At 66.1% G+C, this 14,499-nt stretch carries 15 protein-coding genes; 5 read left to right on the top strand and 10 right to left on the bottom strand.

Going from position 1 to position 14,499, the window contains the following annotated elements; genetic code table 11:
• Positions 1-89 precede the first annotated feature (89 nt).
• Positions 90-1,070, top strand: coding sequence for a zinc-dependent alcohol dehydrogenase family protein (locus SARO_RS18190; protein WP_049759567.1), 981 nt, complete (start codon positions 90-92; stop codon positions 1,068-1,070).
• A gap of 10 nt (positions 1,071-1,080) precedes the next feature.
• On the opposite strand, the gene SARO_RS18185 is transcribed toward SARO_RS18190, so the two are convergent.
• From SARO_RS18185 to SARO_RS18170, 4 genes are read right to left on the bottom strand one after another with little or no spacing between them, the layout of a single operon-like run.
• Positions 1,081-1,431, bottom strand: coding sequence for a Rieske (2Fe-2S) protein (locus tag SARO_RS18185; protein WP_011906709.1), 351 nt, complete (start codon positions 1,429-1,431; stop codon positions 1,081-1,083).
• An 11-nt stretch (positions 1,432-1,442) separates the two neighbouring features.
• Complete coding sequence (locus SARO_RS18180; protein WP_011906708.1) at positions 1,443-1,976, bottom strand: VOC family protein; 534 nt, start codon at positions 1,974-1,976, stop codon at positions 1,443-1,445.
• The gene (locus SARO_RS18175) at positions 1,973-2,710 is read right to left on the bottom strand and encodes a glucose 1-dehydrogenase (protein ID WP_011906707.1); all 738 of its coding nucleotides are present in this window, start codon (positions 2,708-2,710) and stop codon (positions 1,973-1,975) included. The genes SARO_RS18180 and SARO_RS18175 overlap by 4 nt, the downstream gene beginning before the upstream one ends.
• The gene (locus SARO_RS18170) at positions 2,710-3,729 is read right to left on the bottom strand and encodes an NADP-dependent oxidoreductase (RefSeq protein WP_011906706.1); all 1,020 of its coding nucleotides are present in this window, start codon (positions 3,727-3,729) and stop codon (positions 2,710-2,712) included. The genes SARO_RS18175 and SARO_RS18170 overlap by 1 nt, the downstream gene beginning before the upstream one ends.
• 108 nt (positions 3,730-3,837) lie before the next feature.
• Here SARO_RS18170 and SARO_RS18165 point away from each other — a divergent pair, with 108 nt between their 5' ends.
• The 3 genes from SARO_RS18165 to SARO_RS18155 all read left to right on the top strand — a co-directional run bounded on the left by SARO_RS18165 (position 3,838) and on the right by SARO_RS18155 (position 5,475).
• Positions 3,838-4,251 (top strand): nuclear transport factor 2 family protein, encoded by a 414-nt coding sequence (locus tag SARO_RS18165; RefSeq protein WP_011906705.1) that lies wholly within the window; start codon positions 3,838-3,840, stop codon positions 4,249-4,251.
• 72 nt (positions 4,252-4,323) lie between these two features.
• The gene (locus tag SARO_RS18160; RefSeq protein ID WP_011906704.1) at positions 4,324-5,073 is read left to right on the top strand and encodes an enoyl-CoA hydratase-related protein; all 750 of its coding nucleotides are present in this window, start codon (positions 4,324-4,326) and stop codon (positions 5,071-5,073) included.
• Between the two features lie 69 nt (positions 5,074-5,142).
• The gene (locus tag SARO_RS18155; protein WP_011906703.1) at positions 5,143-5,475 is read left to right on the top strand and encodes a GFA family protein; all 333 of its coding nucleotides are present in this window, start codon (positions 5,143-5,145) and stop codon (positions 5,473-5,475) included.
• 33 nt (positions 5,476-5,508) lie between these two features.
• On the opposite strand, the gene SARO_RS18150 is transcribed toward SARO_RS18155, so the two are convergent.
• Together SARO_RS18150 and SARO_RS20390 are read right to left on the bottom strand one after the other, a co-directional pair.
• Complete coding sequence (locus SARO_RS18150; RefSeq protein WP_011906702.1) at positions 5,509-6,486, bottom strand: quinone oxidoreductase family protein; 978 nt, start codon at positions 6,484-6,486, stop codon at positions 5,509-5,511.
• Between the two features lie 63 nt (positions 6,487-6,549).
• Positions 6,550-6,957 (bottom strand): MarR family winged helix-turn-helix transcriptional regulator, encoded by a 408-nt coding sequence (locus SARO_RS20390; RefSeq protein WP_176929366.1) that lies wholly within the window; start codon positions 6,955-6,957, stop codon positions 6,550-6,552.
• Positions 6,958-7,129: 172 nt separating this feature from the next.
• Here SARO_RS20390 and SARO_RS18140 point away from each other — a divergent pair, with 172 nt between their 5' ends.
• On the top strand, positions 7,130-9,697 hold the full coding sequence (locus SARO_RS18140) for a TonB-dependent receptor (protein ID WP_234007490.1): 2,568 nt from the start codon (positions 7,130-7,132) through the stop codon (positions 9,695-9,697).
• 69 nt (positions 9,698-9,766) lie between these two features.
• On the opposite strand, the gene SARO_RS18135 is transcribed toward SARO_RS18140, so the two are convergent.
• The 4 genes from SARO_RS18135 to SARO_RS18120 all read right to left on the bottom strand — a co-directional run bounded on the left by SARO_RS18135 (position 9,767) and on the right by SARO_RS18120 (position 14,435).
• A complete protein-coding gene (locus SARO_RS18135) occupies positions 9,767-12,334 on the bottom strand; it encodes a cation-translocating P-type ATPase (RefSeq protein WP_011906699.1) in 2,568 nt (855 codons plus the stop codon).
• 67 nt (positions 12,335-12,401) lie between these two features.
• On the bottom strand, positions 12,402-12,845 hold the full coding sequence (trxC, locus tag SARO_RS18130) for a thioredoxin TrxC (protein WP_011906698.1): 444 nt from the start codon (positions 12,843-12,845) through the stop codon (positions 12,402-12,404).
• Positions 12,846-12,968: 123 nt separating this feature from the next.
• Entirely contained in the window at positions 12,969-13,649 is a 681-nt protein-coding gene (locus SARO_RS18125; protein ID WP_011906697.1) for a phosphoribosyltransferase, read from the bottom strand.
• 156 nt (positions 13,650-13,805) lie between these two features.
• Positions 13,806-14,435 carry a TetR/AcrR family transcriptional regulator gene (locus SARO_RS18120; protein ID WP_011906696.1) on the bottom strand — a complete coding sequence of 210 codons (630 nt, stop codon included), beginning with the start codon at positions 14,433-14,435 and terminating at the stop codon, positions 13,806-13,808.
• Positions 14,436-14,499 lie beyond the last annotated feature (64 nt).

Here is a 14,499-nt window from a genome sequence, read left to right as displayed (position 1 = left end):
TGACCGGCATCATGGCGCCGTCGTCCGAAAGGCGTTCAGTGGTACTTCGATGGCGGAGGCGCACGATGATCCCCCATGGCGAACACTCGATGCTGGCAATGCAGCTCGATGGTCCCGGCAAGCGGCTGCACCCCGTCGTGCGCCCTCTGCCCCTTCCGGGGCGCGGCGAAGTGCGGGTCAAGGTGCACGCCTGCGGTGTCTGCCGCACGGACCTGCACGTTGCCGACGGCGACATCCACGGTCTGCTACCCATCGTGCCCGGGCACGAAGTGATCGGCGTTGTCGACGCACTGGGGCCGGGGGTGACGGATGTCGAGCCCGGTGCGCGGGTCGGCGTCCCCTGGCTCGGCCATGCCTGTGGCACCTGCCCATATTGCGACAGCGGGCGGGAAAACCTCTGCGACGCGCCGCTGTTCACCGGCTTCACCCGCGATGGCGGCTACGCTACCCACGTGATCGCCGACGCGCGCTTCTGCTTTCCCATTCCAGAGGGTTTCGACGATCTCCACGCGGCGCCGCTCCTGTGCGCGGGCCTTATCGGCTATCGCGCGCTTCGGCTTGCCGGCGATGCCCCTGTCCTCGGCTTCTACGGCTTCGGAGCGGCGGCGCACATCCTCGCGCAAGTGGCCCTGTGGCAGGGGCGCACGGTTTACGCGTTCACTCGCGATGGCGACGCGAAGGCCCAGGCCTTTGCTCGTGACATCGGTTGCCAATGGGCCGGACCCTCTGGCGCCGCGCCGCCGCAAGCGCTCGACGCAGCGATCATCTTCGCCTCTGCGGGAGAATTGGTGCCCACCGCCCTGCGTGCCGTGCGCAAGGGCGGGCGCGTGGTCTGTGCCGGGATCCACATGAGCGACATCCCGGCCTTCCCCTACGCCGATCTCTGGGAGGAACGGCAGATCCTCTCGGTCGCCAATCTTACCCGGCGCGATGGCGTCGAATTCCTGCCCCTTGCAGCGCGGGCAGGCGTGCGCACACATGTCGAGGCCATGCCGCTAATGAAGGCGAACGAGGCCCTCGACCGCCTGCGCCGTGGCGACGTCAGCGGCGCGCTGGTGCTCGTGCCCTGACGGTAGCTCCTCACATCACGACGGGGAGTTCGTCCATTCCCGGCTGTTCGTCCGGCACCAGAACCTGTACCTGGCCGTCTTCCACACGCACCTCGAAGGTGCGCAGGTCCTTGTAGGCGCCGCCGATGCAGCGGCCCGATCCCATCTCGAAGCGCGCGCCGTGGAGCGGGCACATCACCGCGCCGCGCCGGATGCGCCCGGTCGAAAGCAGCGCCGCCTGGTGGGTGCAGCGATCGTTCACCGCGTGGAGGCCATCGTCGGTCTTCGCGACAAGAACGTGCCAGCCCCCGATCTTGGTGGACAGCTTGCCCTCGGCGGGGAACTCGCCTTCGGGGATCAGGGTATGCCAGGTCTCGCTCACGTAATTGATCCTCAGGAGAAACGGATGGTGTGGATGGGGTCGGTGCCCCGGTAGTCCTTGGCGGCCTGCGCCACCATCGCGTAGAAATCAACCAGCACCGGCGCCGGCGCATACAGCTCTGTCATCAGGCCAAGCGTCGCGGTGGTATCGGCAAAGGCGAAGGCGAAGCCGTCGGTCATTTCCGCGCGCAAGGCGCAGGGGCTGCCCTGGGCCTCGAAGCGGGCGCTTGCCGCATCGACATCGTCGACGAACACCGCCGCGTGATGCACGCCCCAGCGGCCCGACCCTTCCGGGTACATGTCACGGAAGGCGGAGGGGCCGGGATTGTTCTGCTGGACGAACTCGACCATCACCTCGCCCCACTGGCCATAGGCGGAACTGTGGTCCAGCGCGCGCTCCGTCCCGCGATGGATGGCGCGGGCGAGCGGGATGTTGTCCGCAACGAAGAACGGTCCCGATCCATAGGCGGCATGGTGTGCACGGGCTGCGGCGCGCACGTCCTCGACGAAGAACGCCACCTGCCGGATCGGGAGCGACCCGGTCATATGGACGCGCCCCCGTCCACGCGGAACTCCGCGCCCGTTGCAAAGGCGCTGGCATCGCTGGCGAGATAGACCGCGATCGCCGCGATCTCCTCCGGCTTGCCCAGCCGCTTCACCGGATGGACATCGACGAAGCTGCGGTAGAGCGCGTCAGGATCGTCGGACTGGGCCAGCACCTTGTCGATGATCGGCGTGTGGATCGCGCCGGGGTGGATCGAGTTGCAACGGATGCCATAGCCCTTGTCGGCAAAGTGCAGCGCGCAGGACTTCGTCATCAGCGTCACCGCCGCCTTCGCCGCATTGTAGGCGACGAGGTTGGCCGATGCCTTCACGCCCGAGAGCGAGGACATGTTGATGATCGACCCGCCGTGCGTCTTCATCCGGGGCAGGGTGGCCTGGATGCCCATGAACACGCCCAGCACGTCTATGTCCAGCTCGTGCCGGAACTGGTCGAGCGTGATTTCCTCGACCGAGCCGAGCGTGGTGATCCCGGCGTTGTTGACCAGCACGTCGATCCGTTCGAACGGAGCGACGGCTTCGGCCCACGATCCCTCCTGCGTCACGTCGAGCGGAACGAACTGTGCGCCGATTTGCGCCGCCAGCGTCTCGCCGCCGGCCACATCGATATCGGCGACGACAACCGATGCGCCCTCTGCCGCAAAGGCCCGCGCGATGGCCTCTCCGAGGCCCGACGCGCCGCCAGTGACAAAGGTGACCTTGCCGTCCAGCACGCCCATCAGACAAGCACCAGCGTCTTGCCGGTAGTGCGTCCGCTCATCAGGTCGATGAAAGCCTCGGGCAGCTTTTCCAGACCTTCGCGCACGTTCTCCAGCGGCTTCAGCTTCCCTTCGGCAAAGAGCCGGTCGAGCATGGCCTGCGCTTCGCCGAGAACCTCGGGATGGTCGTAGGTGATGAAGCCGCGCATGGTCAGGCGGTTCACCACGAGCTGCCACAGGTTGCGATTGCCGTGCGGGTTGTCGGCATCGTTGTACTGCGCGATCATCCCGCAGACCGCGATGCGGCCATGGAGCCGCATCAGCGGCAGGACCGCGTCAAGCGTCTCGCCGCCCACGTTGTCGAAATAGACGTCGATCCCGTCCGGCGCTGCCTCTTCGATTGCGGCGCCAAGGTCGGCGACTGCCTTGTAATCGATCGCGACGTCCGCTCCGAGTTCGCGCACCAGGCGCGCCTTGTCCGGACCGCCGGCCAGCCCGATGACCCGGCAGCCCGCAGCCTTGGCGAGCTGGACGACCGTGCTTCCGGTCGCGCCCGCCGCGGCACTGACCAGCACCGTCTCGCCGGCCTTGGCCTTGCCGATCTCGAACAGGCCGACCCAGGCGGTCAGCCCGACCGGGCCGAGTGCGCCCATGTAATGCTGCAAGGGCACGCCGGGCGCCTGCTCGACCTTCTCGATGCCCAGCGCGTCCGCACCCACCACGTAGTATTCCGACCAGACCGCGAACGTGCGCAGCAGCGTGCCGACCGGCCAGTCGGGATTGTTCGATTCGATCACTTCACCCAGCGACATGCCGTTGATCGGCGCGCCCAGCGCCACCGGCGGCAGGTAGCTCGGCCTGTCGTCAAGGAAGCCGCGAATGGCCGGATCGCACGATCCGACGCGCATGCGGACGAGGATTTCTCCCGGTCCCGGCACCGGACGCGGCACTTCGACAAGCGCGAAATCCTCGGGCACGGGAATGCCGGTGGGGCGACGGGCCAGCGTGATCTGGCGGGTGGTTGCTTGTGTCCTCTCCATCCCGCCTTCTTAGCGCGTAGGCGGCCCGCCACATCGCTAGCCATATCGCTAGGTTCCCGGCAGGGCCGGCATGGTCGATCCTTGGCGGGAAGCAGAGAGGAATTTTCAATGGCCATGACCGCAGACCAGATGATCCAGTTCGTCGATGATCTCTACGCCGCCACCGGCACCGGAGACTGGGACAAGGCTGCATCGATGCTGACCGACGATTTCGTCGTGACCGAAGCGCCGGGTCTGCCGATGGAGGGCGTCTACACTGGCAAGAACGCGCTCAAGGAGCTTTACGTAAAGGTCATGGGGCTGGTCGACGTCGTCGGCCTCAACCGCGTGGAGACGACGGCGGGCAAGGACCATGCCGTGACGATCCTGTCCTTCCAGTTCGCCGACCCGTCGCTGCCCCCGGCCGAACTGTGCGAACTGTTCCGCTTCCGTGACGGCAAGTGCTGCGAGATCAAGCCGTTCTACTTCGACCACGCCGTGTTCCGCGCCGCCGCCGAGGCCAAGCAGCGCGCCACTGCCTGAAACCGTTTGCCATCCCGCCCGCTCGGGGACAAAGACCGCGCCGGTCATGCAACTGGCGGGGAGGGACGGCGAATGAGCTTGCGGCTTGAACGGGACGGCGCGGTCGCGCGACTGCTGATCGACCGTGCGGACAGGCGCAACGCCTTTTCGCTCGATATGTGGCAGCGCTTGCCTGAGCTTCTTGCCGAGGCCTCGGGGGACGATGCCCTTCGGGTTCTCGTCGTCAAATCGGCCAATGGCGGGGCATTCTGCGCGGGCGCGGACATTGCCGAACTGCTCGCCAACAAGGACGATGCCGCCTTCCACGCCGCCAATCAGCAGGCGATAAACCGCGCGCAATACGAACTCGCGCGCTTCCGCCTGCCCACCGTGGCGATGGTCGAGGGTGACTGCATCGGCGGTGGGTGCGGCATTGCACTCGCTTGCGACATGCGCATCGCGGCTCCTGCGGCGCGCTTCGGTATCACGCCTGCCAAGCTCGGGCTGGTCTATCCGCTCCATGACGTGAAGCTGCTGGTCGATCTGGTCGGGCCGGGACAGGCCCGCCGCCTCATGTTCACGGGCGGCCTCATCGACGCGAACGAGGCCCACCGCATCGGCCTCGTCGAGCTGCTAGGCGAGAGCGAGGATGCGCTGGTCGGTCAGCTCGCGACCGTCTCATCCTTCTCGACCCAGGCGATCAAGAGCTTCGTGCGCCGCGTGCTCGACGGTCAGGTGGCGGATGATGCGGATTCCCTGCGCGTCTTCGCGTCGGCCTTCGAAGGCGCCGATTTTCGCGAGGGGACGGGCGCGTTTCTGGAGAAGCGACCACCCGTTTTCTGAACGCCCCGCACCTTCCGAACATCCGCACCTGCGGTTTGCGGGGCCGACTCATCGGCGGTAAGGTGGCTTATGGCCGTTCATGGAAGCTGTCACTGCGGCAATGTGCAGATCGAGATCCCGGCGAATCCCGCATGGGTGGCCGACTGCAACTGCTCGCTCTGCCGCCGGCTCGCCTGGCGCGTGGCCTATTTCCCGCCCCATGAGGTGCGCATTTCCGGGGAGACCCGCGCCTATGTCTGGGGCGACAGGATGATCGGCATCCACCACTGTCCGACCTGCGGCTGCGGCACGCACTGGCAGACCCTTGGCGAAGATTTCGGCAAGATGGGTATCAATGAGCGTCTTCTCGACGGATTTGACGAAGCCTCCGTCGAAGTCAGAAAATTCGACAACCGCGACTGAGCCAAGGACCGGCCGCCGTTTCCTCGTCCGGGGTCAGGGAAGGAGGACGGTCGAGCCGGTCGTGCGCCTTGCCTCGAGGTCGGCATGGGCTTCCGCTACTTCCGACAGTGGACGGGTCTGGCCAATGGTCACTTTCACCGCGCCGCTCGCGATCATGTCCCACACCCGCGCCGCGCCGGCTTCGCGCTCCTCGCGGTCGGCGTAGTAGTGATAGAGCGTCGGCCGGGTAACGAATAGCGAGCCCTTCTGCGACAGGGTGCCAAGCCCGACTCCCGTCACCGGGGCCGAGGCATTGCCATAGCTGACGACGAGACCGCGCCGACCGGTGGAATCGAGGCTCGCTTCCCAGGTTGCCATGCCGACGCCGTCGAAGGCGACCCGCACGCCCTTGCCACCGGTAAGTTCGCGCACGCGGGGGGCTACGGCATCCGTGGCGTAGTTGATCACGTGGTCCGCGCCGGCCGCCAGCGCCGCCTGTGCCTTCTCCTCGGTCGAGACGGTGCCGATGACGGTCGCGCCGACGTGCTTCAGCCACTGGACCAGCAGCAGGCCGACGCCGCCAGCCGCGGCGTGGACCAGCACCGGCATTCCCGCCTCGACGCGGGCGCAGCGTTCGACGAGGAATTCCACCGTGCAGCCCTTCAGCGTTGCGGCGGCGGCGGTCGCCTCGTCGATGGAGTCAGGCAGGCGGAACAGCCAGTCGGCGGGATAGATCCGCGCGCTGGCGTAGGCGCCAAGGTCCGGCCCGAATGTCGAGACCCTGTCCCCCGCCGCGATGCCGACGACGCCTGGCCCGGTCGCAACGACCTGGCCTGCGGCCTCGACGCCAAGGCCGCTGGGCAGCTGGATCGGGTAGACCCCCGAGCGGTGGTAGGTGTCGATCATGTTGAGCCCGACGGCGGTGTGTTCGACCAGCACTTCGCCGGGGCCGGGCGCGGGCAGGTCAACCTCCACCCATTCGATGACTTCGGGACCGCCGGTGCGGAAAATTCGGGCCTGACGCGCTTTCATGGGGCTCTCCGGAACGAATGGGGAAGCCACTCTAGCCGTGGCTGGTACCTGTCGTCACCCCGCTCAGCTGATCCGGCACAGGGTTTCCAGCAGGCGGTCATAGGCCTGCTCTCCGATGGGTTCGCGCAGATGCACTTCGGCCTGTTCCGATACCGCGCGGATGCGAGGAAGGATTTCCACGCCTGCTTCGGACAGGAAGATGCCGATCATCTTGCCGCGTCCGGCCTTGCGTTCGATCCAGCCGCGGTCCGACAGGCGGGTGATTATCGGGACCATGTTCGAGCGCTGGATTCGCAGCATGCGTCCGATCGAGCTTTGGGTGATTCCGGGATTCGCGCCGATCACCAGCATGATCGCGGCGTCCACGTGGCGAATGCCGAGGTCGCCATAGCCCTCGTTGAGAATCTTGAGGCCCAGATTCGCCGTTCGCACCAGGTGGAAGCCGACGTAATTTTCCAATGGGTTACGCATATCGCGGCTCTCTACCACGGCTGCCGCCGGTTCGCAGCCTCGCATTATGCTATTGACCATAACATAGAGTTGGACATATCCTCGAAATGCAAGGGCCAATTGGGGGCACGCCTCCGGAAAAATCGGAAAATGCCGTCAGGTGAAACCGGTCGTTGCACAGGGAGGATGGATGATGAAACTGCTTGCCGCGGGCGCGAGCCTGCTTGCCTTATCGCTTTCGACTCAGGCCTTTGCGCAGGATGCCGCACAGGCGGAAGACAAGTCGCCCAACATCGAGGAAATCGTCGTCACCGCGCAGTTCCGCGCGCAGAACCTTCAGGACACGCCGCTGGCGATCACTGCCGTCAGCGGTGAACTCCTCGCGCAGCGCGGCCAGACCAACGTCAGCGAAATCGCCGCGCAGTCGCCCAACGTTACGTTGAAGCCCCAGGGCCAGGAACTCGGGCCGGGCATCATCGCCTTCATTCGCGGCGTCGGCCAGACCGACCCCAACTTCGCGCTCGAACCGGGCGTGGGTATGTACATCGACGATGTCTACCTGCCCACGCTGACCGGATCGCTGCTCGACCTGACCGATCTCGATCGCGTCGAGGTGCTGCGCGGTCCCCAGGGCACGCTCGCCGGCCGCAATTCGCTCGGCGGCTCGATCAAGCTTTATTCGAAGAAGCCAGAAGGCAGCAACACCGGCTCGGTCGAGGTGACCTATGGCCGCTACAACCGTCTAGATGCGCGCGGTCTGTTTGACGTCAAGCTCTCGAACAACCTGTTCATGCGTGTCGCCGGCGTGACCAAGAACGTCGACGGCTACGTCAAGCGGCTCGACTACAACCTGACCCATCCGGGTACCAACGTGCCTACGCTGGCCAAGGGTTCGAACCCGGTTCTCGGCACGCTCGGCGGGCAATCCTATGCCGCGGGCAAGGTCTCGCTGCGCTGGCAGCCGACCGAGACGATCGATATCAACCTCACCGGTGACTACACCCGCGAACGCAACGAACCGGGCGCGAACGTCCTGCTCTTTGCCAATACCTCCGCAACGTTCGATGGCCCGAACGCGGCGGGCACCGGGGGCCGTCCGTTCCTCGCGGGCACTGATGGGGTCGGCATTCCGCTCAACTGTGCTTTTGTGCCGAACGGGGCGAATAGCTGCGACACGATCAGCGGCTACGATCGCCGCTTCATCTCCTACGCGACTTATGCGGATCTGGCCCAGGCCGACAGCCAGATGCCCTACAAGCAGACCTTCCTCGATCCGCATTCGGACCTCGACAACTATGGCGCGGCGCTGACCATCGACGTCGACCTGTCGGATGCGCTGAAGTTCAAGTCGATCACCTCCTGGCGCAAGTATGAAGCCGACTGGTCCTATGACTCCGACGGTTCGCCCATCGCCAACAACCTGCTGAACCAGAACCAGCGCAACCGGCAGTGGAGTCAGGAACTGCGGCTTTCGGGCAAGGTTCTCGACGATGCGCTCGATTTCACTGTCGGCGGCTTCTACTTCGACGCGCGCGGCACCTTCACCGGGCGTATCAACCTCAACTATGCCGGCATCGATTTCCGCCACGGTCCCGATCCGACGCCTGCCAAGAACAAGGCGCTGTTCGCCAACGCTACCTGGCACATCACCGATGCTGCGAACCTTACCGGCGGCATCCGTCAGTCGTGGGACGAGAAGGACTACGTCTACGTCCGCAAGAATCCCGACGGGACCGACATCGAGGGACCGTGCAACTTCTTCCTCGGTGCCGCCACCGCAGGTCCAACGGGCATCGGCAACCAGCCGAACTGCCTGCTCTTTGGGCTTGACGGGTTGACCGCGAAGTTCCGCGACAATCGCATCGACTGGCGCATCGCGGCCGACTATCGCTTCAGCCCCGAGTTCCTGTTCTATGCGCAGGTCTCGACCGGCTACCGCGCCGGCGGCGTCAATCCGCGTCCGTTCTATGCAAGCCAGGCAACCGCCTTCAAGCCGGAGACGATCACCGCCTATGAAGCGGGCTTCAAGTCGGACCTGTTCGGCCGCAAGCTGCGCCTCAATGTTTCGGCCTTCTTCAACGACTACAAGAACATCATCCTGTCGAGCGTGAACTGCCTCGATCTCGCCACGGCGGGTCCGGGCGGCACTTCGCAGGCTACCCCGTGCCTGCGTCCGTCGAATGTCGGTTCGGCCCACGTCAAGGGCTTCGAGGTCGAGACCCTGATCCGCCCGATCGACAACTTCACCATCGACGGCTCGCTCAGCTACCTCGACTTCAAGTACCAGAGCGTCGACACCGCCTCGACCGGGGTGACCAAGGACGATGTCACGCCCTACACGCCCAAATGGAAGGCCGCGTTCGGCGTGCAGTACGACTTCCAGGACGTTCTCAAGGGCACTGTCACGGTGCGCTTCGACGGTGCCTACCAGTCGAAGATCTACACCGAGGCCGCTAACATCGACAGCGTTTCGGTCAGCAGCACCGTCGCTGCCGGGACGGGTGGCTTCAGCAATGCCGGTGGCGGCGGGTCGATCACCACGCTGCGCCTGTCAAACCGCATCGACGGATACTTCCTCGCCAACGCGCGGGTAGGCTGGCAGTCGGAAGACAAGGACTGGGGCCTCACCTTTGAAGTCCAGAACCTGACCAACAAGTACTACTTCACGACGCTCCTCCAGGAAGCGTTCGGTGCGGGCACCGCCTCGGGCGCCCCGGGCCGCCCGCGCACCTGGTCGGTCACCGCGCGTCGTTCGTTCTGAAAAAGCCCTGAACGATCCCGAACCCCGGCGAAGCGAAAGCTCCGCCGGGGTTCGTCGCATTTGGCGCGTTCACCCGGCCAGGCGCTCGCCCCAGGCCCGCTTCAGCCGTTCCAGCACGATCAGCATGGCCACCGCACCGGTGGCGATCATCGTCAGCCTTTCCGGCCCCACCGCGCCGAACTGGAACAACCGCGTCACCGCCGGCACCAGTTGCGCCGCGCCAAGGATCGCCGCGACCGCGCCCAGCACCAGGGCAAGCGCCGGATTGGGCCTGCGCATCGCGTGGGCGAACGATGGGCTGAAGCGGCGGTTGACGAGGATCAGCGCGGCAATCCCGAACACCAGCGCAAAGAACGCCGTCGCCCGGATCGTGCCGTCGCCGGCCCCGCCCCGCGCCGCGATCACGATCCACAGCGCGGTGACCGCAAGCACCATCAGTCCCTGCACCAGCGACCACCCGATCAGGCTGCGCGAGAACAGCGCCGCATCTGGCGAGCGCGGCGGGCGCTTCATCACGTCGCGTTCGTCGGTCTCGGCCTCGAAGGCAAGCGAGCAAACGGGATCGATGATCATCTCGATGAAGGCGATGTGGACCGGCCCCAGCAGCAGCGGGAGCCCCGTCAGAAGCGGAAGCAGGGCGACCCCCGCAATCGGCACGTGGACCGCAACGATGAATGCCATGGCCTTGCGCAGGTTGTCGTAGATGCGCCGCCCCATGCGCACCCCGGCAACGATCGAGCCGAAGTCATCGTCCAGAAGAACGATCGACGCGGCCTCCCGCGCGACATCGGTGCCACGCCCCCCCATGGCGATGCCGATATGCGCGGCCTTGAGCGAGGGCGCGTCGTTCACCCCGTCGCCGGTCATCGCGACAATAGCGCCCTGGGCCTTGAACGCCTCGACCAGGCGCAGCTTCTGTTCGGGCATGATCCGGGCGCAGACCCCGACGCTTGCCAGCCGCTTGGCCAGGGCTTCGTCGCCGAGCGGCTCCATGTCCGCGCCGGTCAGCACTTCCGTCGCGTCGATTCCGGCATGTCGGGCAATGGCGCGCGCCGTCTGCGGGTAGTCGCCGGTGATCATCACCACGCGGATCCCGGCCTCGCGGCACTGCCGCACGGCATCGGGGACGGACGGGCGAAGGGGATCGGCCAGTCCCACCAGCCCGCGAAAGGCAAATGCGAAGGCGCGGTGCGATTCCGGCAGGTCGGTTGCCTTCCATCGCGCTTCTGCCACGCCCAGAACGCGCAGGCCGCCTTCGGCCATCGCGTCCACCGCTTGCTTCATCGCCGCGCGGTCTTCCGGGGCGAGCGCGCAGAGTTCCGCAATCGCTTCCGGCGCGCCCTTGGTGGCGACGATCTGCTCCCCATCCGGTGCGCCGCCCCAGACTTGAGACATGGCCAGCAGCGCCGGGTCGAGCGGATAGTGGTGTCGCAGCGTCCAGCCATTCCGCTGTCGCCCGCGGATGTCCTCGCGCCCGCGGGCGTCGCCCAGTTCGCGGCCCAGTTCATGAAACGCAAGCTCCATCGGATCGACCGGTCGTTCCGCGCTGGCAAGGATGCCGAGTTCGGCAAGCAGGTGGAACTCGCCCTCGAGACCGCGCTCCGCAAGTTCGTCGCGTGCCACCGTCCTGCCATCGGGAAGCCACAGCCGTTCGATGCGCATGCGGTTCTGGGTCAGCGTGCCGGTCTTGTCGGTGCACAACACGCTTGCCGAACCGAGCGTTTCGATGGCCGCCGCGCGCCGGGCAAGGACCTTGATCCGCGACATGCGCATGGCACCCATCGCGAGGAAGATGGTGAGGACAACCGGGAACTCCTCGGGCAGCATCGACATGCCAAGGGCAATCCCGGCCAGCGCGGCTTCGAGCCAGCTTCCGCGCAACAGCCCATAAAGCATGACCGCCAGCGCGCTCACCCCGATGCCGATGGCGGCGAAGAGGTACACGAGCCTCCGTGTCTCCTGCCGCAGGCGGGGCGCTTCTGTCTCGATAGTCGCCAGGGCATTGCCGATTGCGCCGATTGCGCTTTTGCTCCCTGTGGCGGTGACGATGCAAAGCCCGGTTCCGCGCACGACGAGCGATCCCGACCAGGCAAAGGGTAGGTCTTCGCCGCCCGGGCGGCACTCGGCTGCTGTCGGCTCGATATCGGTCGCGGTCTTGCGAACCGGCACGGATTCCCCCGTCAGCAGCGATTCATCGACCAGCAGCGCACTGGACCGGGCGATCCAGCCGTCGGCCGGCACGCGGTCGCCCTCCTGCAGGACCACAACGTCTCCCCGCACGACCTCGCTGCCCGCAATGCGGATGCGTTCGCCGTCACGGATGACCAGCGCACGCGGGCTGGTCAGGTCGCGCAAGGCGGCGACCGCGCGCTCGGTGCGGGTCTCCTGGACCGCCGTTATCAGGATCGAGAGACAGGCGAACGCCACGAGAAGCAGCGCTTCGTGGAGATCGCCCAGGGCAAGGTAGATGGCACCCGCGACCAGCAGCAGGGCAAGCATCGGCTCGCGCACCACATCGAGCACGATTCGTCCGAAGGTCCTCGCCTCGCCTGATGCAAGGGCGTTGGGCCCCTCCGAGGCGAGACGCGCTGCGGCTTCTTGAGAGGAAAGGCCGGGCAGGGTCTCGGCGTCGGGCATGGCGTTCACTATCGGGGCGGCGGGTTGCGAACACAAGTCTATGACCCGCCAATGCAACGTCGGTAGTTCAGCCCCTGGTGAGAGCCTGCCGCGTCCAGGCCACTATCGCGTTGACGGGCATGGCGCCCGATTGCCTCGCCACTTCGCGGCCCTTGGCGAACAGGGCGATTGTCGGAATGGAACGGATGCCGAAACGTCCGGCCAGCGCCTGCTCGTTCTCGGTGTCGAGCTTGCCCAGGCGGACGTACGGTTCAAGCTGCGCCGCAGCCGCTTCGAACGCGGGCGCCATCGTGCGGCAGGGGCCGCACCACGAGGCCCAGAAATCCACCAGCAGCGGAATGTCGCTCCGGCTCGCGTGGGCATCGAAGTTGGCTGCCGTCAGCGTGACCGGATGCGCGGTGAAGAGCGGCTTTCCGCATCGCCCGCAGGTGCCGCGTTCGGCCAGCTTTGCCTGCGGGACGCGATTGGCGGTGGTGCAGTGGGGGCAGACCAGGATCATCGGGTCGGGCATCGGTTCGCATCCTCCGCTGGTAGTCGTCCGTCCAGATACGGCGACAAGGCAGACCGGGAAAGCCCGGTCGGACGCATGGGTTCCGGCGCAGAAGCCATGCATTCCTGCAATCGACGCGACATTTCAGCGAGCCGGATGGTGTTCGTCTGCCGCTGCGTGGCCCGATAGGGCGAGCAGCTTCACTACCTCTGCATCCTCAAGCTGCGAGAAGTCGCGGTAGTGGCTTCCAACCGACAGGAACGGCTCGGGCGATGCCAGGCACACCACGCGGTCGCAATGCGCGCCGAGCCAGGCGACGATGTCGCTCGGCGCCACCGGCACGGCAAGCACGATGCGGTCGGCGTGCGAATGCGCCAGTCCGCGCAGCGCCGCGCGCACGGTTGCGCCCGTCGCGATCCCGTCATCGACGAGGATGACCGACCGACCAGCAAGCGATGGCATCGCGGGCGTGCCATAGGCGCGCTTCCGGCGCTCGATTTCCGCCAGCTCGCGTTGCACCGTCTCCTCGATGTATTGCTTGTCGGCCCCGGTTGCCCGCGCGGCGCCTTCGTCGATCACCACCGATGGCGTGGACCCGTCCAGAACCGCGCCGATGCCGTATTCCGGATAACCCGGCGCGCCGATCTTGCGGACGAGGAGCAGGCCGAGCGGCGCATGCAGCCTTCGGGCAATTTCGTAGGCAACCGGCACGCCTCCCCTGGGCAGGGCGAGGATCACCGGATTGTTCGGCGGATCGGCAAGGAGGGCTCGTGCAAGTTGTCGCCCCGCATCTCGGCGATCGGCGAATGGAAGAGCGGCAGTCATCGCCCGGTTCCTGTCATCGTTCCTGCTCCGGGACGCTCCACGCCCAAAAGGCCGGAAAGTTCGGTACGAGCCATTCTCTTTCGGCTGGGAGAAGCGGCTTTGCCATCCGCAATGATCCGTGGTTTTGCCGGGTGGAATGCGCTGTCGCCAATGGGCTCAGCGCGGCAGGTATCCCTGGCCGAGCAGCCGGATCATCTGGTCGGCGATTGCCTCCGGACTTTCGCTTCCCTCGGGATCGTGCCAGCGCGCGGGCCAGTTCAACGCCCCCGCGATGGTGAAGGCCAGCATCTTGGGGTCGCATGGCGCGATAGACCCGTCCGCGATTCCCTCGGCGATGAGGCGGCGCATTCCCGTGTCGATATTCCGCTTCAATTCGCGAAACCGTGCCCGGCTTTCAGGCACCAGCGCCTCGTCTCCGGTGCGGATCACGCAGCGGCCGAAATCGTCCATGTTGATCCGGGCATAGCGCGAAAGGAACGCGGCCAGCCGCTGCGCGCCGGTCCCCTCGCTACGCCGCGCCTCCTCGGCCGCCTCGATCAACTGGCCCAGCCCGATGGTCACGCATTCCAGCAGAACCTGGTCCTTGTTGCCGAGGTAGTGGTAGATCGTCGGTTTGCTGATCCCAAGTCGCGCCGCCACGTCGTCTAGCGAGGTCTGGTGGAAGCCGCGCTCGTTGAACATCTGCACTGCCGCACGCAGGACTGCCGCCCGCTTTGCCTCGCGAACGGTGCGTTTCTGCTCGGGTGAGGGGAACGGGGATTCAGGGCTGTCTGGGGACTGTTCCATGCGCGCCGGATGTTGACAGAAAACTCTCAAGCATGCAATCTACTCACGAGTATACACAGCCGGC

It is taken from the genome of Novosphingobium aromaticivorans DSM 12444, from assembly GCF_000013325.1.
Taxonomy (GTDB): Bacteria; Pseudomonadota; Alphaproteobacteria; order Sphingomonadales; family Sphingomonadaceae; genus Novosphingobium; species Novosphingobium aromaticivorans.
The sequence above is the reverse complement of the archived record's forward strand: the minus strand, read 5'-3'. Positions and strand labels throughout refer to the sequence as shown.